The sequence below is a fragment of the Collimonas sp. OK412 genome (assembly GCF_900112135.1).
GTDB classification, from domain to species: domain Bacteria; phylum Pseudomonadota; class Gammaproteobacteria; order Burkholderiales; family Burkholderiaceae_D; genus Collimonas; species Collimonas rhizosphaerae.
Genome location: NZ_FOLC01000008.1, coordinates 43,802 through 61,813 on the forward strand (window position 1 = coordinate 43,802; position 18,012 = coordinate 61,813).

Sequence of the window (18,012 nt, forward strand, 5' to 3'; positions counted from 1 at the left end):
TTGAGCGCCGGCTGGGCGTCATGGCGGTTCCGGGATGGCCAGGCTGGAAAACGCCATCCGGAAACCGCAGCTGAAGGTACGGCCGGCGGCCAGGGTTTTTAATCCGGTATCGGGAAAGCCGGATTGCGCCAGGTTGACTGCGTCGGCGACGTGGGTCACTGGTTCGATGCAGAAGTATTCGCCTGCCTTGGGAACATGCAGGACCAGGTGCGACAGCGGCGCAGAAGCGGAAATCGCGATGCTGTGCTGGCGGCCGTCGCTGAGCATGGCTTGTCCGTTCCAGCCGCCGTAATACAGCGTCAGCTCTTCCTCTGGCGTAATGCTGCGCAGGGTGCGGTAGTCATGCTGCGGAGGGACGTTGCCGACATCGACGGCGACATGTTCGGCATCGGCTTGCCACAGCTGTTGCGCGGCAAAGGAAACCTGGCGGGCGAAGCGCCGCGGAAAATACGGATGGAAACCGGCGCCGAGCGGCATCGGCGGCAATGCCGTATTGCCGGTGCTGGTGATCTCCATTTTCATGGCGAGTGCGCCGGCTGCCAGGCTGATGGTCTGCTTCGCTTCGAAACGCCAGGGCCAGCCGCTGTCGTCTTGTTCATGGACGTACAGCATTGCGGCGCTGCTGCCATCGCAATCCAGCAATTGCCATTCGGCGCAGTGGCCAAAACCGTGCATGGCATGCCGTTCGCCCGGGTGCAGCGGCAAGTTCAGAACCAGGCCCGCCCAGGAAAACCTGCCGCCGCGGATGCGGTTGGAAAACGGCAGCAGCGGATAAATGCCGGCCTTGGGCCAGGCGCTTGCCGGGAAGCCGTGCCGCCTGCACTGTTCCGGCATGGGGACGATCCAGTCGATTTCACGCTCGCCGTGCGACGACCTGAGAGACGTGACGCGGCCGCCGGCTGCAGGCGACAAGGTCAAATGCCAGCCGTCGTTGCCAAGGCTGATTTCCGGCGGGAGCAGGAGTGTTTTCATTTGACGTTCATCGTGCGCCTTAGCGCAACAGGCAAGGCTTCTTGTTGTCGAATTTCCAGCCGGGGATCAGGTATTGCATGGCCGCGGCATCGTCGCGCGCACCCAGTCCCATGCTGCGGTAGAGCTGGTGCGCGGCTTCCAGTTCCACCGGATCAAGTTCGACGCCGAGCCCGGGTTTGTCTGGCACTTCGACCATGCCGCCGGCAATCTGCAGCGGCTGCCTGGTCAGGCGCTGGCCGTCTTGCCAGATCCAGTGCGTGTCGATGGCAGTGATGTCGCCCGGCGCCGCGGCGGCGACGTGGGTGAACATCGCCAGCGAGATATCGAAATGGTTGTTGGAATGGGAGCCCCAGGTCAGGCCCCATTCGCGGCACATCTGCGCCACCCGCACCGAACCCTGCATGGTCCAGAAGTGCGGATCGGCCAGCGGGATGTCCACCGATTGCAGCTGGATGGCATGGCCCATCTCGCGCCAGTCGGTGGCGATCATGTTGGTGGCGGTCTGCAAGCCGGTGGCGCGGCGGAATTCAGCCATTACTTCGCGCCCGGAAAAGCCGTTCTCCGCACCGCAGGGATCTTCGGCATAAGCCAGCACCGCGTGCTGGTCGCGGCACAGGCGGATGGCATCCTTGAGCAGCCAGCCGCCGTTCGGATCAAGCGTGATGCGGGCCGCCGGGAAACGCTCGGCCAGCGCCGTCACCGCTTCGATTTCATCCTCGCCGCGCAGCACGCCGCCCTTCAGCTTGAAATCGTTGAAGCCGTAGCGTTGGTAAGCGGCTTCGGCCAAGGCGACCACTGCCTGCGTGTCCAAGGCTGGCTCGTGGCGCAGCCGCAGCCAGTCGTCGGCGGCGTCCGGCGCGCTGGCGTAGGGCAGGTCGGTGGCGTTGCGGTCGCCGACGTAGAACAGGTAGCCCAGCATCTTCACCGCAGTGCGCTGCTGGCCTTCGCCCAGCAACGCCGCCACCGGCACGCCGAGAAATTTGCCGAGCAGGTCGAGCATGGCGGCTTCCAGCGCCGTCACCGCATGGATCGCGATGCGCAGGTCGAAGGTTTGCAGGCCGCGGCCGCCGGCGTCCCGGTCGTTGAACGCCGCGCGCGCGCTGTTGAGGATCGCCTGGTAGTTGCCTATCGATTTTCCCAGCAGCAGCGGGCGCGCATCTTCCAGCGTTTGCCGGATGCGTTCGCCTCCCGGCACTTCGCCCACGCCGGTGTTGCCGGCATTGTCGCTGAGGATCACGATGTTGCGCGTGAAATAGGGGCCATGCGCGCCGCTCAGGTTGAGCAGCATGCTGTCGCGCCCGGCTACCGGCACCACGCGCATGTCGACGATATGCGGAGTGCCTGGGGCGGACTGGCTGGTATTCGAATCTGTCATGGGGCTGCCTATGGCTGTGTGCGCTGAAATATTTTGTTGTTTTTATTGCTAAAAATGGGACCGCTACCAAATCGAATTCGAGCAAATGGTAGCGGTCCCATTTTTGGCTGTCAATGATTTTTTTTGCGAAAAAGAGGTTAAACGCTGGCGCGCTCTATGATGGTGAAGCCGAGATCGCAGATCGGTTCGGCCACGCTTTTGCCCTCGGAGCGGGCGATGATGAAACGCGCGGCGGTGCTGCCGATGGCTGTGCCGTCGATGCGGACCGTGGTCAGCGGCGGCTGCAGGTCGCGCGAAAAGCTGAGGTCGCCCAGGCCGATGACGGCCAGCTGGCGGGGAATGGCGATGCCGCTGGCTTGCGCTTCAATCATCAGGCCCAGGGCCAGCAGGTCGGAGCTGCAAAACACGGCGTCGATGTCGGGTGCGCGCTGCAGCAATTCCCGTAGCCCGCTGCGGCCGTTGCCAAGCGTGGTGGGCGCCGTCACCAGGCAAGCCGGGATGTCAGTTTCCTGTGGCAGCGCCATGCCCAGCCGGACCGCCGCCTCGGAAAACGCCGTGGCGCGGCGCCGGCTGCGTTCGTCGTCGCCGCTGATGGCGGCCACCCGTTTCTTGCCTTTGGCGTGCAGGTACTGGGCCACCGCGGCGCCGATCTTTTCATGGGAAAAACCGACCAGCATGTCGACCGGGGTTGGCGTCAGGTCCCAGGTTTCGACCACCGGGATGCCGCTTGCCAGCAAGCGCCGGCGCGCCTGCGGCGAACGGGTGATGCCGGTCAGCACGATGCCGTCCGGGCGGCGGCCGATGATGGCGTCGAGCAAGGCGTCTTCGCGCGAATTTTCATAACCGCTCTGGCCCAGCATCACCTGGTAGCCGGCGCCGGCCAGGGTGTCGGTCAGCGCTTCCACGGTTTCCAGGAACATCGGACCGGACAAGGTCGGCACCACGGCCGCCACCAGGCGGCTTTTCTGCGACGCCAGCGCGCCGGCCAGCAGGTTCGGCACATAGCCGGTCTGCGCTACCGCGGCTTGCACTTTTTGCAGAACCTTGGCGGAGACGGCGTCCGGCGTATTCAGTGCGCGCGACGCCGTGATGGGCGCGACGCCCGCCAGTTTGGCGACGTCGCGCAAGGTGAAGCCGCCGGTTTTACGGCCGCCTTTACGGCGCGCGGTGACGTCGGCGACGACGGCATTCATCAAGTTTTCTTTTTCCATGGCGAAATTCTAACATTATAAAATGATACCGTTACCATTGTGCCCGGGGCGGTGCGACAAAATGCGTTGTGCATTCTCCCCTTATGGCAGAAATCCCATCATAATAAAAGCCTTTGAAAAATCCGCACAGGACAGGGTTCATGCCAGAGATATCAACGCAAAAGCTTAACGCTCGCCAGCAGGAGCTGTTGAGTTATGTGCAACGCGACGGTTTTGTGACGGTAGAACATCTGGCGACGCGCTTCAAGATCACCCAGCAGACCATCCGGCGCGACATCAACCTGCTGGCGGAAATGAACCTGCTGCAGCGCTATCACGGCGGCGTCGGCCTGCCGTCCAGCGCCGAGAATATCGCCTATGGCGCCAGGCAGGGTCTGTATTCGGAAGAAAAGCGCCGCATCGCCGCCCTGGTGGTGGAACATATCCCGGACCAGGCGACGCTCTTCATCAACCTCGGCACCACCAACGAAGAAGTCGCCAAGGCCTTGAGCCGGCGCCGCAACTTGCGGGTCATCACCAATAACCTGAACGTGGCCGCCATCATGAGCGGCTATCCGGGCTGCGAAGTGATCATCACCGGCGGCGTGGTGCGCGCCCGCGACCTCGGGATCACCGGCGAAGAAACCATCGATTTCATCCGCCGCTTCAAGGTCGATTTCGGCATCATCGGCATTTCCAGCATAGAGGCTGACGGCACCCTGCGCGATTTCGACTATCGCGAGGTGCGGGTTTCGGAAGCGATCATCGAACATTCGCGCACCGTGTTCCTGGTGGCCGACCATTCGAAATTCTGGCGGCCGGCGCTGGTGCGGCTCGGCGATATCTCGAAAATCAATGCCCTGTTCACCGACAAGCCGGTGCCGGAAGCCATGACCGGCATTTTCGAAGAAGCGAAAATCGACGTGTTCGTTACCGACAACGCGGATCGGCAGCAAAAACAATAATCCCGCGAAGCCATTCGCACGCCGCACGGCGACATTCATCCCCTTTTTTCCTCCATCCGGGCGACGGCTCAGGCTACCCCTTATGCGTGACAGCCACTTGCAAGCCTCCGGGCCGGGGAGAGGATAGTGTTCATCTATAAGCAATTAAGTTTATCTCTATCGAATAATTGCTTTCAATAAATATAAATGATTATCAATGTTCGAATTCGAACAATATACTTTCGAATATAAATATTTTATGATGTGCGGTGACATTGCATGCATACCGTTTTGCTATTTGGCAACAACTGGATATGTCCGATGAGCAAGTTGCCGACACAAGGAGATGGCTGTGGCATCAGATGAAATTGTTGATTTGCTGGTAGTGGGCGGCGGCGTTAACGGCGCCGGGATTGCGCGCGACGCCGCGGGCCGCGGATTGAGCGTGTTGCTTTGCGAGCAGGACGACCTGGCTTCGCACACTTCATCGGCCAGCACCAAGCTGATACATGGCGGCTTGCGTTATCTCGAACACTACGAATTCAGCCTGGTCCGCAAAGCCCTGCAAGAGCGCGAACTGCTGCTGCGCATGGCGCCGCACATCATCGCGCCGCTGCGCTTCGTGATGCCGCATGTGTCGAGCCTGCGGCCGGCCTGGATGATACGCGCCGGCCTGTTTTTATACGACAACCTGAGCAAGCGCGAATTGCTGCCCGGCTCGCGCTCCATCGATTTCCGCAAGCATCCGGCCGGTGCGCCGCTGAAGAAAACCCTGAGCAAAGGTTTCGTGTATTCCGACGCCTCGGTGCAAGATGCGCGCCTGGTGGTGCTCAATGCGATGGACGCCAAGGAACGCGGCGCCGCCATCCTCACCAGAACCCGCCTGATCGAAGCCAGGCAAGGTACGCAATACTGGGACGCCACTTTGCTGTCGGCCGTGAGCGGCGCGACTACCAAGGTCAAGGCGCGCTGCGTGGTCAACGCTGCCGGTCCCTGGGTCGCCAGCTTGCTGAACAGCGCCTTGAATACGCCGGCCCAGCACCACATCCGCCTGGTCAAAGGCAGCCACATCGTCACCAAGCGCCTGTTCGACCACGACCATGCTTACATTTTCCAGAATCCCGACAAGCGCATCGTCTTTGCGATTCCGTATGAAACCGACTTCACGCTGATCGGCACCACCGATGTCGAGTACAGCGGCAATCCGGGCAAGGTAGAGATTTCGGAGGAAGAAACCGCTTACCTGTGCGAATCGGTGAGCCGCTATTTCGAAGCCGCCGTGACGCCGCAACAGGTGGTCTGGTCGTATGCCGGCGTGCGGCCGCTGCTGGAAGAAGAGGTCGCCAATCCATCCGCGGTAACCCGCGACTACCGTCTTGAGCTGCGGGCCGAACAAGGGCTGGCGCCGGTGCTGTCGGTATTCGGCGGCAAGATCACCACTTACCGGCGCCTGGCGGAAGAAGCCATGGAGCAGCTGCAGCCGCTGTTCGGCTACATGAAATCGGACTGGACCGCGCATGAAGCGCTGCCGGGCGGCGACATCGCCAACGCCGATTTCGCAGACTTTCAGCGGATTTTCCAGCAGCGCCATGCCTGGCTGCCGGCCGCCCTGGCGGCGCGTTATGCACGCACCTACGGCACCCGCGCGGCGCGCCTGCTGGACGGCATCCACGAGATGGCCGGGCTGGGCGAACTGTTCGGCGCCGACCTGTATGAAGCGGAAGTGCGCTACCTGATGCGCAACGAATGGGCGCTGACTGCCGACGACATCCTGTGGCGCCGTTCCAAGCTGGGATTGCGTTTTGATGCAACCGGAGTCGAACGCCTGCATGCCTGGCTGGAAGCGCAGCAAGTACCCGCACCGGCCGCCATGCTGGCGTGAAATGGTTTACCTGAAGTTTTGCCCGGCAGGCAGCAGCGCCGGAAGATAAAAAAGACAGGTCCGTAATCAGCCCCGGATCAAAGTCGCCCGGTCCGCCCAGGCGGATTCACCAACCTTGGAGTAGACAAGTTGAAAGATAAATACATTTTAGCCCTGGATCAGGGAACGACCAGTTCGCGCGCCATCCTGTTCGACCGTCAAGGCAATATCGTTTCTTCGGCGCAGAAAGAATTCCGCCAGATCTATCCGCAGCCGGGCTGGGTCGAACATGATCCGCAGGAAATCTGGTCGACCCAGGTCGGCGTCGCCGCCGAGGCTTCGACCAACATCGGCCTGAACGGCACGTCGATCGCCGCCATCGGCATCACCAACCAGCGTGAAACCACCGTGGTCTGGGATCGCGAAACCGGCAAGGCAGTGTACAACGCCATCGTCTGGCAAGACCGCCGCACAGCCGCATTCTGCGACCAGCTGAAAGCCGACGGCCTGGCCGAAACCATCCGCGCAAAGACCGGCCTGCTGGTCGACTCGTATTTTTCCGGCACCAAGATCCGCTGGATACTGAACAACGTCGAAGGCGCGCAGCAGCTGGCAGACCAGGGCCGCCTGGCGTTCGGCACGATCGACACGTGGCTGGTCTGGAACATGACCCGCGGCAAGCTGCACCTGACCGATGTCTCGAACGCTTCGCGCACCATGCTGTTCAACATCCACACCATGGAATGGGATGACGAGCTGCTCAAGATCATGGGCGTGCCGCGCAGCATGCTGCCGGAAGTGCGTTCCTCCAGCGAAGTCTACGGCCACACCGAGATCTCCGGCTTCGGTTCCGAAATCCCGCTGGCGGGGATTGCCGGCGACCAGCAGGCAGCCTTGTTCGGCCAGATGTGCACCGAACCCGGCATGGTCAAGAATACTTACGGCACCGGCTGTTTCATGGTGATGAACACCGGCACCAAGCCGATCATTTCGAAAAACAACCTGCTGACCACGGTCGCCTGGAAAATCGGCAACGAAGTCAACTACGCGCTGGAAGGCAGCATCTTCATCGGCGGCGCCGTGGTGCAGTGGCTGCGCGACGGCCTCGGCATCATCAAGACTTCCACCGAAATCGAAGCACTGGCGCGCAGCGTCAAGAGCAGCGACGGCGTCTACCTGGTGCCGGCGTTTGCCGGCCTCGGCGCGCCGCACTGGAACCCGCACGCACGCGGCACCATTTTCGGCATTACCCGCGGCACCACCTCGGCCCACTACGCGCGCGCCGCGCTGGACAGCATCGCTTACCAAACCATGGACGTATTGAAAGCCATGGAAGCGGACGCCGGCATCGTCATCCCGGAATTGCGTGTCGACGGCGGCGCCACTGCCAACAACCTGCTGATGCAATTCCAGTCCGACATCCTGGGCGTGGATGTGGTGCGCCCGAAAGTCACGGAAACCACGGCGCTGGGAGCTGCCTACCTGGCTGGCCTGGCAGTCGGCTACTGGAGCAGCACCGACGATGTGCGCGGCCAATGGCAGCTCGACCAGCGCTTCAAGCCGGCGCTGCCGGCGGAAGAAGTGCAGACCAGCATCAAAGGCTGGCAGCGGGCGATTGCAGCGGCCACGGTGTGGGCAGATTCCTGACCACCAGCCGGTAGCAAGCACTGTTGGATAAAAACAGACCGGAACGCAGGCCAGAATCTGCGTTCCTCTCACTTCCCATTTCCGAAAGAGTTCCTCATGACTCCCTTTTTAGCTGAATTCGTGGGCACCGCCCTGATTGTCTTGCTTGGCAACGGCGTGGTTGCCAATGTACTTTTAAGTAAAACCCATGGCCATGGCAGCGGCCTGATCGTGATCACGGTCGGCTGGGCGATGGCCGTATTCGTTGGTGTTTTTGTGGCGGCATCGTCCAGCGGCGCCCACCTGAATCCGGCCGTGACCCTGGCGCTGGCGGTGGCCGGCAAGTTCGCCTGGGGCAGCGTGCCGGGTTATATCCTGTCGCAGATGCTGGGCGGGATGATGGGTGCTTTCCTGGTATGGCTGGTGTACCGCAATCACTTCGCCGAAACTACGGACGGCAATTTGAAGCTGGCTGCGTTTTGCACGGCGCCGGCGATCCGCAACACCTTCGGCAACGTAGTGTCTGAAGTGGTCGGCACTTTCGTGCTGGTCTATTGCGTACTGAATATCGCTTCGCCGAAGATGGGCCTGGGCGCGCTGGACGCGCTGCCGGTGGCTTTGCTGGTGATGAGCATCGGCGTTTCCCTGGGCGGCACCACCGGTTATGCGATCAACCCGGCACGTGACCTGGGCCCGCGCCTGATGCACGCATTGCTGCCGATTCCCGGCAAACGCGACAGCGACTGGGGTTATGCCTTGGTGCCTGTGGTGGGTTCGATCTGCGGCGGCGTGCTGGCGGCGCTGGTGTACGGCCTGCAAATGGCGCATTGAGCTGCGATTGACGATGTATCCGGATCGGCCGGCGGCAAAGCCGGGAACCGGTCCGGAATGTTCCTGCCTTATTTCCCCAGCAATTTCTCGATATCCGCCGTCAGCGCTTCCGGCTTGGTCTGCGGTGCAAAACGGTCAACCACGCCGCCATCCTTGTTCACCAGGAATTTGGTGAAATTCCATTTGATGCCCTCGCTGCCCAGCAAACCCGGCGCCGCATTTTTCAGGTACTGGTAGAGCGGCGCCGCATGGTCGCCGTTGACGTCGATCTTCTCGAACAGGGGAAAAGTGACGCCATAGTTCTTTTCGCAGAAAGCGCCGATTTCGTCGGCGGTTCCCGGTTCCTGGGCGCCGAACTGGTTGCACGGAAAGCCCAGTACTTCGAAGCCTTGCGCGCGGTACTTCTGGTAAATCTCTTCCAGTCCCTTGTACTGCGGCGTGAAGCCGCAGTTGCTGGCAGTGTTGACGATCAGCAGCACCTTGCCGCGGAAGGCCGCCAGCGACTCAGGCGTGCCGTCCAGCTGCTTGACGGTGAAATCATAAATGCTAGTGTCGGTAGTCATACTATCCCCAGGTGTTCAGTGCCGGCTGCAAGGTCGCGGTCCTTTGCATCCTTGCCGCGCAGCTTGATGGCGAGACGCAGATCGTTGACCGAATCGGCGTTGCGCAAGGCGTCTTCATAGCTGATTTTATCCTCTTCGTACAAATCGAACAGGGCTTGGTCAAAAGTCTGCATGCCGAGTTCGCGCGACTTCTTCATGATTTCCTTGATCTCGTGCACGTCGCCCTTGAAGATCAGGTCGGAAATCAGCGGCGAATTCAGCATGATCTCAACCGCTACCGCACGTCCCTTCACGGTTTTCAGCGGCACCAGGCGTTGCGAGATGATGCCTTTCAGGTTGAGCGACAAGTCCATCAGCAGCTGCGGCCGGCGCTCTTCGGGGAAAAAGTTGATGATGCGGTCAAGCGCCTGGTTGGAACTGTTGGCGTGCAAGGTGGCCAGGCACAAGTGGCCGGTTTCGGCGAAGGCGATAGCGTAGTCCATGGTTTCACGGTCACGGATTTCGCCGATCAGGATCACGTCCGGCGCCTGGCGCAACGTGTTCTTCAGCGCCACGCCCCAGTTGTCGGTATCGACGCCGACTTCACGCTGGGTCACGATGCAATTCTTGTGCGGGTGGATGTACTCGACCGGATCTTCGATGGTGATGATGTGGCCGTAGCTGTTTTCGTTGCGATAGCCGACCATCGCCGCCAGCGTGGTCGATTTGCCGGAGCCGGTGGCGCCGACCATGATCACCAGGCCGCGCTTGGTCATGGCGACCTCTTTCAGCGTGGGCGGCAGGCCCAGGTCTTCGAATTTCGGGATGTCGGTGGTGATCGTGCGCAGCACCATGCCGACCCGGCCTTGCTGGATGAAGGCCGAAGCCCGGAACCGTCCCAGACCGGCCGGGCTGATGGCGAAATTGCATTCCTTGGTTTCTTCGAAATCGGCAGCCTGCTTGTCGCTCATGATGGCGCGCGCCAGTTCCAGGGTATGCACCGAAGTCAGCGCCTGGTTCGACACCGGGGTGATCTTGCCGTCGATCTTGAACGCAGGCGGGAAGTCTGCGGTAATGAACAAATCGGAGCCGCGCTTGCTGACCATCAGGCGCAGCAAGTCGTGCATGAATTTGGTGGCTTGATCTCTTTCCATGATTCTTATCCTAATGTATTTGCAGCCCGGGTTTTAGCCTGGGAAATTGTCCGGTGTCTTGGCCGCTGCGCGCGCGCTGGCCAGCGAGATCACATTGCGCTTGACCAGTTCGGTCAGGTTGCTGTCCAGGGTTTGCATGCCCATGTTGCTGCCGGTCTGGATCGCCGAGTACATCTGCGCAATCTTGCTTTCGCGGATCAGGTTGCGGATCGCCGGCGTGCCCAGCATGATTTCATGGGCCGCAACGCGGCCGGAGCCGTCCTTGGTCTTCAGCAGGCTTTGCGAAATCACCGCCTGCAGCGATTCCGACAGCATGGCGCGCACCATTTCCTTTTCTTCGCCTGGGAACACGTCGACGATACGGTCGATGGTCTTGGCGGCGGAAGAGGTGTGCAGGGTGCCGAACACCAGGTGGCCGGTTTCGGCGGCGGTCAGCGCCAGGCGGATGGTTTCAAGGTCGCGCAATTCACCCACCAGGATCACGTCCGGGTCTTCACGCAAGGCCGAACGCAGCGCATTGCTGAAGGAATGGGTGTGCGGGCCGACTTCACGCTGGTTGATCAGGCATTTGTTCGACTGGTGGACGAATTCGATCGGATCTTCGATGGTCAGGATGTGCGCGTATTCGTTCTCGTTGACATGGTTGACCATGGCGGCCAGCGTGGTCGACTTGCCGGAACCGGTAGGGCCGGTGACCAGCACCAGGCCGCGCGGCTTGAGCGACAGCTCGGCAAAGATGCGCGGCGCGTTGAGCTGTTCCAGCGTCAGGACGGTCGACGGAATCGTCCGCAGCACGGCCGCGGCGCCGCGGTCCTGGTTGAATGCATTGACGCGGAAGCGCGCCAGGCCCGGGATTTCAAAGGAAAAATCGCATTCCAGATGTTCTTCGTACGCCTTGCGCTGGCCGTCGTTCATGATGTCATAGATCATGGAATGCACGTCCTTGTGCTCCAGCGGCGGCAGGTTGATGCGGCGCACATCGCCATGAACCCGGATCATCGGCGGCAAGCCTGCTGATAAATGCAAATCGGATGCCTTATTCTTCACCGAAAAAGCCAGAAGTTCGGAAATGTCCATTTATAATCCCTGTGCTGTATTTTGTTTGTTGAAATGCATTTTCCTGCCCAGGCGCTGCTTGTCAAAACCGCCTGGCCATGCAAGTTGGTAGTTCTTTACGGCAATTTTCAAACTCTCCGATTATGTCCTTAATGTCGCACAAGTTGCAAGCCGTCCATAGCAGTATTCATGCCACGGCCGTTGCGGTGTCGCGCCGACCTGACAGTGTGGCGCTGCTGGCGGTGTCCAAAACCTTCGGCGCCGACGCGGTGCTGGAAGCGATCGCCGCCGGCCAGCGCGCCTTCGGCGAAAATTATCTGCAGGAGGCGCTGGCCAAAATGGCTGAGGTCGAGCTGGCGCTGAAGTCTGGACAGCGCGACGATGTCTTGCTGGAATGGCATTTTATCGGTCCGATCCAGAGCAACAAGACGCGCGCCATCGCTGAGCATTTCGATTGGGTGCACACGGTCGACCGCGAAAAAATCGCCCAGCGCCTGTCGCAGCAGCGGCCGCCGCAACTGGCGCCGCTGAACATCTGCCTGCAGGTGAATATCAGCGGCGAAGCAAGCAAGAGCGGCCTGGCGCCGTCGGAATTGCCGGCTGTGGCGCGTGCCGTTGCGGGATTGCCGGGGCTGAGGCTGCGCGGCCTGATGGCGATACCGGAGCCGACCGACGACCGGCAAAAACAGCATGCGGCATTTCGCCAGACCAGGGAATTGCTGGAGCAGCTGCAGCAGGACCTGGGCGCGCAGCTAGCTGGACAGCAAGCTGGGCAGCAACTAGACACTTTGTCGATGGGCATGTCGGCAGACATGGTGGCGGCGATTGAAGAGGGCGCTACCATCGTGCGCGTGGGCAGTGCAATTTTTGGGCAACGGGAACGGAATCATGAAAAATAAATTGAATATCGGCTTCATCGGCGGCGGCAATATGGCGGCGGCCCTGATCGGCGGCCTGGCCGGCAAGGTGACCGACGGCGCCAACATCCATGTGGTCGACCTGAATCCGGAGGCGCTGCAGAATCTGGCGCAGCGCTTCGGCGTCAGCACGGCGACCGGAATCGATGCCGCGATCGAGGCCTGTGAAGTGATCGTGCTGGCGGTCAAGCCGCAGCAGATGAAGGAAGTCGTGGCCAAATTGCGGCCGCATGTCCGGACCCAGCTGGTGCTGTCGATTGCCGCCGGGATTCGCGCGGTAGACCTGGCGCGCTGGCTGGGCGGCCACGACGCCATCGTGCGCTGCATGCCGAATACGCCGGCGCTGATCGGCCAGGGCATTACCGGAATGGTCGCCACCGCCGGCGTGTCGCCGGCCCAGCGCGAGACTGCCGACCTGATCTTGCGCGCGGTGGGCAGCACGGTATGGCTGGATGACGAAGCAAAGATCGATGCGGTGACGGCGGTGTCCGGCAGCGGCCCGGCGTATGTGTTTTATTTTATCGAAGCAATGCAGCAGGCGGCACAGGAACTCGGCCTGACCGCGCAACAGGGCATCGAACTGGCCAAGGCCACCTTCACCGGCGCAGCGCAGCTGGCGGCACAATCGTCGGAGCCGGTGTCCCTGCTGCGCGAGCGCGTGACCTCCAAGGGCGGCACCACGTATGCTGCGTTGAGCAGCATGGAGGCTGCGGATGTGAAGGGCGCGATCATCGCTGCCGTCAAATCAGCCGCGCTGCGCGGCCAGGAGCTGGGCGACGAATTCGGACGCGACTAGCGCCGGGACGGTATTGCATATAAAAAAACAGCGGCATCGCATGGCGATTGCCGCTGTTTTTTTTATTGTTGAGCCGCAGTAGTGTCGAGGCTCCGGCCGCACTTTATTTGTTGCGGCCAATCGCCAGCCCAGCCAGCAAACCGATGACGGCCGCCACGCTGACAGCTTTCCATGGATTGTCGCCGACATATTCATCGGTGACATGGGCCGCGTGCTTGGTGTGCGCCACGGCTTTCTTGGTGGCTTTCGGCAGTTCCGTCTTGGCTGTTTCCAGCGCTGCTTTCAGCTTCTCACGGGCCGAGTTGTATTTTTTTTCCGCATGGTCATGGGTATCGTCGAGCAGGGTTTCCGCTTCCTTGATCACGGATTTGAGTTCGCCAGCCAGATTGTCGCGCATCTCTTTTACGTTGTCGGTAGTAGCCATGTTTGCCTCTTCAATGTGGATTGCGGGGAAAGATGTTGCCTAATATATCACGATAATCATGCCGGGTTGCCGCCGGACATCTACCGGAGCGCATAGTCCAGGGCGATCCCGCCGAATACCGCCGCTCCCAGCCAGTTGTTGTGGCGAAAAGCGGCGAAGCAGCCGGCGCGTTCGCGGCTGCGGATCAAGCGGTAGTGGTAGACCGCACATCCGGCCGCCACCAGCATGCCGGCGCTGAACCAGGCGCGCAGGCCGAATTGCCAGCCTACTGTAAATACTAATCCTAAACTGAGCGCGTAACAAAGCATGATTGCTGTTACGTCGTAGCGGCCGAAGGTAATCGCCGAAGTCCGGATGCCGATTTTCAGGTCGTCGTCACGGTCGACCATGGCGTATTCGGTGTCGTAGGCGACGGCCCAGAATACATTCGCCAGCAACAGCAGCCAGGCGGCGGCCGGCACCGTTCCCTGGACCGCGGCGAAACCCATGGGAATGCCGAAGCCGAAGGCGATGCCGAGGTAGGCTTGCGGAATCGCGAAGAAGCGCTTGAAGTAGGGATAGCTGCCGGCCACGATCACGGCGACGACCGACAGCTCCTTGGTCAGCGTGTTCAGCGGCAGGATCAGCAGCAGCGACAGCAGCGTCAGCACGACGGCCACCATCACCGCTTCCCAGGCGGCGATCTTGCCGCTGGTCAGCGGCCGCTCGGCGGTGCGTTTGACGTGCTTGTCGAAATCGCGGTCGGCGAAATCGTTGATCGCGCAGCCGGCCGAGCGCATCAGGGCGGTGCCGAGGCAGAAAATCGCGACCAGGGCCCAGGCCGGCTTGCCCTCGGCCGCCAGCCACAGGGCGGCCAGGGTTGGCCACAGCAGCAGCAGGATGCCGATGGGTTTGTCCATGCGGATCAGCCGGAAGTAGAGTTTGAGACGATTCATTGCGGTTTGGATGTTAGCGTAGCCGCCAGGCGGCAGCGGGAAAAGAACAAGGGATGGAAACATGCCGGCGGACGTAAACCAGGTCCTGTCCCGGCCAGCATGAATCGGCTTTTGGCTTAGCCTTCGACGGCAAGCGCGTCATGCAGCAAGGTAACGCCTTTCAGGCCGCAATCCAGCACCGCTTTTTGCACGGCTTCGATGGCGGCATGGCGCGTGAAGCTCTTGCGCCAGACAATCACCACCCGGCGCGACGGCTCCGGATCGGTGAACGGCACATAACGCAGCATGCCGTCCTTGGCGTCGATATCGGGCACCGAGGCCAGCGGCAGCACTGTGATGCCGATGCCGGAAGCCACCATGTGGCGTATGGTTTCCAGCGACGAACCTTCGAAAGTGCGGGCAATGCCGTCGCCGGCAGTCGAAAAGCGCGACATTTCGGGGCACACTTCCAACACCTGGTCACGGAAACAATGGCCGTTGCCGAGCAACAGCATGGTTTCCGATTTGAGATCCTGGGCGCTGATGCTGGTGCGGTTGGCCCAGGCATGGTGCTTGGGCAGCGCCACCACGAACGGCTCGTCGTACAGCGGCTGCACCATCAGGCCGTGCTCGGGGAACGGCAGGGCGATGATGGCGGCGTCCAGTTCGCCTTGGCGCAGCAGCTCCAGCAGGCGCACGGTGAAATTTTCCTGCAGCACCAGCGGCATCTGCGGCACTTGCTCGATCATGGTTTTCACCAGCGGCGGCAACAGGTAGGGGCCGACCGTATAGATGATGCCCAGGCGCAGCGGGCCGGCCAGCGGATCCTTGTTCTGGTTGGCGATCTCGCGGATGGTGGCGGTCTGCTCCAGCACCCGTTCAGCCTGGGCCACGATCTGCGCACCCAGCGGCGTCACGGAAATTTCGGTGCCGCCGCGTTCGAAGATCACCACGCCCAGTTCGTCTTCCAGCTTCTTGATCGCCACGGAGAGCGTCGGCTGCGCCACGAAACAAGCTTCAGCGGCATGGCCAAAATGCTTTACGCGCGCTACCGCGACGATATATTTGAGTTCGGTCAGAGTCATGTTGTTATCTTCGCATATTTTTCGATGGAGCTTGTGTCTCTCCATGTTTCAGCGCCGCTTTTGCAAAATAAGCATCATTCTTGCCCATGCCGCTCAAACCTTCAGGAAATCTTCGCGGCCGCCCAGCCAGCGCGTCAGATGGGCGCTGACGGTGGCCTGGCTGGCTGGCGCCGGATCCTGCAGCAGCGTTTGCGCCAGGTCGCGGGCGCGGTCGACCAGCCATTGGTCGGTAGCCAGGTCGGCAAAGCGCAGCATGGCCTGGCCTGACTGGCGCGCACCGAGGAATTCGCCGGGGCCGCGGATTTCCAGGTCGCGCCGTGCGATTTCGAAGCCGTCGGTGGTTTCGCGCATGGTCATCAGGCGTTGCTTGGCGACATAGCCGAGCGGGCTTTGGTATAACAACAAGCATACGCTGGCGGCAGAACCGCGTCCAACCCGCCCGCGCAACTGGTGCAGCTGCGACAGCCCGAAGCGTTCCGCATGTTCGATCACCATCAGCGAGGCGTTGGGGACATCGACCCCGACTTCAATCACGGTAGTGGCGACCAGCACGTGGCAGGCGCCGGCGCTGAAGGCGTCCATGACTTCCTGTTTTTCGGCTTGCTTGAGACGGCCGTGCACCAGGCCGATCCGCAGGTCCGGCAACGCTTCCGCCAGCATTGCGTAGGTTTCGGTGGCAGTTTGCAGCTGCAGGGCTTCCGATTCCTCGATCAGCGGGCAGACCCAGTACGCCTGGCGCCCGTCCTGTACTGCCGCATGCACCCGTGCGATCACCTCGTCGCGCCGTGCCTGGTCGACTGCGCGGGTGACGATGGGGGTGCGGCCGGGAGGCAGTTCGTCGATCACCGAGATTTCCAGGTCGGCGTAATAAGTCATCGCCAGGGTGCGCGGAATCGGCGTGGCGCTCATCATCAGTTGGTGCGGCACCACCGGCGCCGTGTTTTGGACGGCATCGCCGCCGCCGTTTTCAGACACGGTCTTGTTGCGCAGCGCCAGCCGCTGGCCGACGCCGAAACGATGCTGTTCGTCGACGATCACCAGGCCCAGCTTGGCGAACTGCACGCTGTCCTGGATCAGGGCATGGGTGCCGATCACCAGCTGCGCCTCGCCCGATTCGATCATGGCCTGGGCCGCCAGCTTTTCTTTCTTTTTCAGGCTGCCGGTGAGCCAGGCGACGCGCACGCCAAGCGGCTCCATCCAGGCTGCGATCTTGCGGAAATGCTGGTCCGCCAGGATTTCGGTGGGCGCCATCAGCACTGCCTGGTAGCCGCTGTCGATGGCCTGTGCCGCGGCCAGGGCGGCAACCACGGTCTTGCCGCTGCCGACATCGCCTTGCAGCAGGCGCTGCATGGGAAACGAGGCCTGCAGGTCGGCGCTGATTTCGGCCACCACCCGTTGCTGCGCCTTGGTCAGGGTGAACGGCAGCGTGGCGAGGAAGGCTGCGGACAACTGCCCGACCACCGGCAGCGCACGGGCATTCTTGGCGCGCCGTGCGACCTGGGCCCGCTTCAACGACAATTGCTGGGCCAGCAGCTCATCGAACTTCATGCGCACCCAGGCCGGATGGGAGCGGTCTTCCAGCGCATGCTCGTCGACGTCGGGTGGCGGGTTGTGCAGCAGGCGCACCGCGCTTTCGAACGGCATCAGCTGCTGCGCCGCCAGTTGCGCTGGCGACAAGGTGTCGTGCCAGGCGATGCTGTGCATGGCGTCGGCAATCGCCTTGCGCAGGAAAATCTGCGACAGGCCTTCGCCGGCCGGGTAAACCGGCGTCAGGACATCGGGCAAGGGCGCGCCTTCCAGCACCACCTTGTAACTGGGGTGGACCACCTCGGCGCCGAAAAAGCCATGGCGGATTTCGCCGCGTGCGCGCACCCGGGTGCCGACCGCCAGCTGCTTGGTCTGGCTGCCGTAGAAATTCAGGAAGCGCATCACCAGCTGGCCGCTATCGTCGGCGATGGTGACGATCAGCTGGCGCCGCGGCCGGTACTGGATATCGCAGGCAGTGACGACGCCTTCGACTTGCGCTACGCTGGTGCCCATCATGCCGGCTTGCCGGATGGCGACAATCTCGGTTTCATCTTCGTAACGCAGCGGCAGGTGCAAAACCAGGTCCATGTCCGTGCGCAGGCCCAGCTTTTCCAGTTTGCTGGCGCGGGTGTTCGCAGCCGGGGCAGGGGGGGCAGCAGCGGCAGGTTTTCGCTTCGGAGCAGGCATATCAGGCGGTTTGTAGGCCACAGGGCGTAAAATAGCGGGTTTGCTCATAAAAAAGCATCGAGTTGCTGCATCCCTGTTGTGTACAGATTTCAGCGTTTGCCATTGTAAAGC

The 18,012-nt window shown here is 61.6% G+C and carries 16 protein-coding genes; 6 read left to right on the forward strand and 10 right to left on the reverse strand.

The features are described 5' to 3' along the window. Positions 1-18: 18 nt before the first annotated feature. The 3 genes from BM062_RS10675 to BM062_RS10685 all read right to left on the reverse strand — a co-directional run bounded on the left by BM062_RS10675 (position 19) and on the right by BM062_RS10685 (position 3,558). Complete coding sequence (locus BM062_RS10675) at positions 19-972, reverse strand: aldose 1-epimerase (RefSeq protein ID WP_092396610.1); 954 nt, start codon at positions 970-972, stop codon at positions 19-21. Between the two features lie 19 nt (positions 973-991). Next, positions 992-2,347, reverse strand: coding sequence for a glucarate dehydratase (gudD, locus tag BM062_RS10680; RefSeq protein WP_092396612.1), 1,356 nt, complete (start codon positions 2,345-2,347; stop codon positions 992-994). Positions 2,348-2,484: 137 nt separating this feature from the next. Further along, on the reverse strand, positions 2,485-3,558 hold the full coding sequence (locus tag BM062_RS10685) for a LacI family DNA-binding transcriptional regulator (protein ID WP_092396614.1): 1,074 nt from the start codon (positions 3,556-3,558) through the stop codon (positions 2,485-2,487). A 140-nt stretch (positions 3,559-3,698) separates the two neighbouring features. Here BM062_RS10685 and BM062_RS10690 point away from each other — a divergent pair, with 140 nt between their 5' ends. The 4 genes from BM062_RS10690 to BM062_RS10705 all read left to right on the forward strand — a co-directional run bounded on the left by BM062_RS10690 (position 3,699) and on the right by BM062_RS10705 (position 8,799). Then, positions 3,699-4,502 (forward strand): DeoR/GlpR family DNA-binding transcription regulator, encoded by an 804-nt coding sequence (locus tag BM062_RS10690; protein WP_092396616.1) that lies wholly within the window; start codon positions 3,699-3,701, stop codon positions 4,500-4,502. 331 nt (positions 4,503-4,833) lie between these two features. Next, positions 4,834-6,363, forward strand: a complete 1,530-nt coding sequence (gene glpD, locus BM062_RS10695) for a glycerol-3-phosphate dehydrogenase (protein WP_371326575.1) — start codon at positions 4,834-4,836, stop codon at positions 6,361-6,363. Between the two features lie 129 nt (positions 6,364-6,492). Next, a complete protein-coding gene (glpK, locus tag BM062_RS10700; protein ID WP_092396620.1) occupies positions 6,493-7,989 on the forward strand; it encodes a glycerol kinase GlpK in 1,497 nt (498 codons plus the stop codon). A gap of 96 nt (positions 7,990-8,085) precedes the next feature. Then, positions 8,086-8,799 (forward strand): MIP/aquaporin family protein, encoded by a 714-nt coding sequence (locus BM062_RS10705; protein ID WP_041742976.1) that lies wholly within the window; start codon positions 8,086-8,088, stop codon positions 8,797-8,799. Between the two features lie 68 nt (positions 8,800-8,867). Here the strand turns inward: BM062_RS10705 and BM062_RS10710 are convergent, their stop codons facing one another. The 3 genes from BM062_RS10710 to BM062_RS10720 are packed head-to-tail and all read right to left on the reverse strand — an operon-like array spanning position 8,868 to position 11,572. Continuing rightward, positions 8,868-9,362, reverse strand: coding sequence for a glutathione peroxidase (locus tag BM062_RS10710; protein ID WP_092396622.1), 495 nt, complete (start codon positions 9,360-9,362; stop codon positions 8,868-8,870). Continuing rightward, positions 9,359-10,495 carry a PilT/PilU family type 4a pilus ATPase gene (locus BM062_RS10715; protein WP_092396624.1) on the reverse strand — a complete coding sequence of 379 codons (1,137 nt, stop codon included), beginning with the start codon at positions 10,493-10,495 and terminating at the stop codon, positions 9,359-9,361. The genes BM062_RS10710 and BM062_RS10715 overlap by 4 nt, the downstream gene beginning before the upstream one ends. 33 nt (positions 10,496-10,528) lie before the next feature. Further along, complete coding sequence (locus BM062_RS10720; RefSeq protein WP_092396626.1) at positions 10,529-11,572, reverse strand: type IV pilus twitching motility protein PilT; 1,044 nt, start codon at positions 11,570-11,572, stop codon at positions 10,529-10,531. Between the two features lie 122 nt (positions 11,573-11,694). On the opposite strand from BM062_RS10720, the gene BM062_RS10725 reads away from it, so the two are divergent. Then, positions 11,695-12,450, forward strand: a complete 756-nt coding sequence (locus BM062_RS10725) for a YggS family pyridoxal phosphate-dependent enzyme (RefSeq protein ID WP_092396628.1) — start codon at positions 11,695-11,697, stop codon at positions 12,448-12,450. Further along, positions 12,440-13,264, forward strand: a complete 825-nt coding sequence (proC, locus tag BM062_RS10730) for a pyrroline-5-carboxylate reductase (protein WP_092396630.1) — start codon at positions 12,440-12,442, stop codon at positions 13,262-13,264. The genes BM062_RS10725 and proC overlap by 11 nt, the downstream gene beginning before the upstream one ends. Positions 13,265-13,367: 103 nt before the next feature. Here the strand turns inward: proC and BM062_RS10735 are convergent, their stop codons facing one another. From BM062_RS10735 to recG, 4 genes are all read right to left on the reverse strand, one after another. Then, entirely contained in the window at positions 13,368-13,688 is a 321-nt protein-coding gene (locus tag BM062_RS10735) for an ElaB/YgaM/YqjD family protein (RefSeq protein WP_092396632.1), read from the reverse strand. Between the two features lie 80 nt (positions 13,689-13,768). Further along, complete coding sequence (gene ubiA, locus BM062_RS10740; protein ID WP_092396634.1) at positions 13,769-14,623, reverse strand: 4-hydroxybenzoate octaprenyltransferase; 855 nt, start codon at positions 14,621-14,623, stop codon at positions 13,769-13,771. A gap of 116 nt (positions 14,624-14,739) precedes the next feature. Then, a complete protein-coding gene (locus tag BM062_RS10745) occupies positions 14,740-15,687 on the reverse strand; it encodes a LysR substrate-binding domain-containing protein (protein ID WP_092396636.1) in 948 nt (315 codons plus the stop codon). A gap of 93 nt (positions 15,688-15,780) precedes the next feature. After that, a complete protein-coding gene (recG, locus tag BM062_RS10750; RefSeq protein ID WP_092396862.1) occupies positions 15,781-17,901 on the reverse strand; it encodes an ATP-dependent DNA helicase RecG in 2,121 nt (706 codons plus the stop codon). Between the last annotated feature and the right edge of the window lie 111 nt (positions 17,902-18,012).

What these genes read in the sequence shown, in the direction of transcription:
- BM062_RS10675 (WP_092396610.1), bottom strand. Translation starts at nt 972, where the DNA reads ATGAAAACACTCCTGCTCCCGCCGGAAATCAGCCTTGGCAACGACGGC.
- gudD (WP_092396612.1), bottom strand. Translation starts at nt 2,347, where the DNA reads ATGACAGATTCGAATACCAGCCAGTCCGCCCCAGGCACTCCGCATATC.
- BM062_RS10685 (WP_092396614.1), bottom strand. Translation starts at nt 3,558, where the DNA reads ATGGAAAAAGAAAACTTGATGAATGCCGTCGTCGCCGACGTCACCGCG.
- BM062_RS10690 (WP_092396616.1), top strand. Translation starts at nt 3,699, where the DNA reads ATGCCAGAGATATCAACGCAAAAGCTTAACGCTCGCCAGCAGGAGCTG.
- BM062_RS10705 (WP_041742976.1), top strand. Translation starts at nt 8,086, where the DNA reads ATGACTCCCTTTTTAGCTGAATTCGTGGGCACCGCCCTGATTGTCTTG.
- BM062_RS10710 (WP_092396622.1), bottom strand. Translation starts at nt 9,362, where the DNA reads ATGACTACCGACACTAGCATTTATGATTTCACCGTCAAGCAGCTGGAC.
- BM062_RS10715 (WP_092396624.1), bottom strand. Translation starts at nt 10,495, where the DNA reads ATGGAAAGAGATCAAGCCACCAAATTCATGCACGACTTGCTGCGCCTG.
- BM062_RS10720 (WP_092396626.1), bottom strand. Translation starts at nt 11,572, where the DNA reads ATGGACATTTCCGAACTTCTGGCTTTTTCGGTGAAGAATAAGGCATCC.
- BM062_RS10725 (WP_092396628.1), top strand. Translation starts at nt 11,695, where the DNA reads ATGTCCTTAATGTCGCACAAGTTGCAAGCCGTCCATAGCAGTATTCAT.
- proC (WP_092396630.1), top strand. Translation starts at nt 12,440, where the DNA reads ATGAAAAATAAATTGAATATCGGCTTCATCGGCGGCGGCAATATGGCG.
- BM062_RS10735 (WP_092396632.1), bottom strand. Translation starts at nt 13,688, where the DNA reads ATGGCTACTACCGACAACGTAAAAGAGATGCGCGACAATCTGGCTGGC.
- ubiA (WP_092396634.1), bottom strand. Translation starts at nt 14,623, where the DNA reads ATGAATCGTCTCAAACTCTACTTCCGGCTGATCCGCATGGACAAACCC.
- BM062_RS10745 (WP_092396636.1), bottom strand. Translation starts at nt 15,687, where the DNA reads ATGACTCTGACCGAACTCAAATATATCGTCGCGGTAGCGCGCGTAAAG.
- recG (WP_092396862.1), bottom strand. Translation starts at nt 17,901, where the DNA reads ATGCCTGCTCCGAAGCGAAAACCTGCCGCTGCTGCCCCCCCTGCCCCG.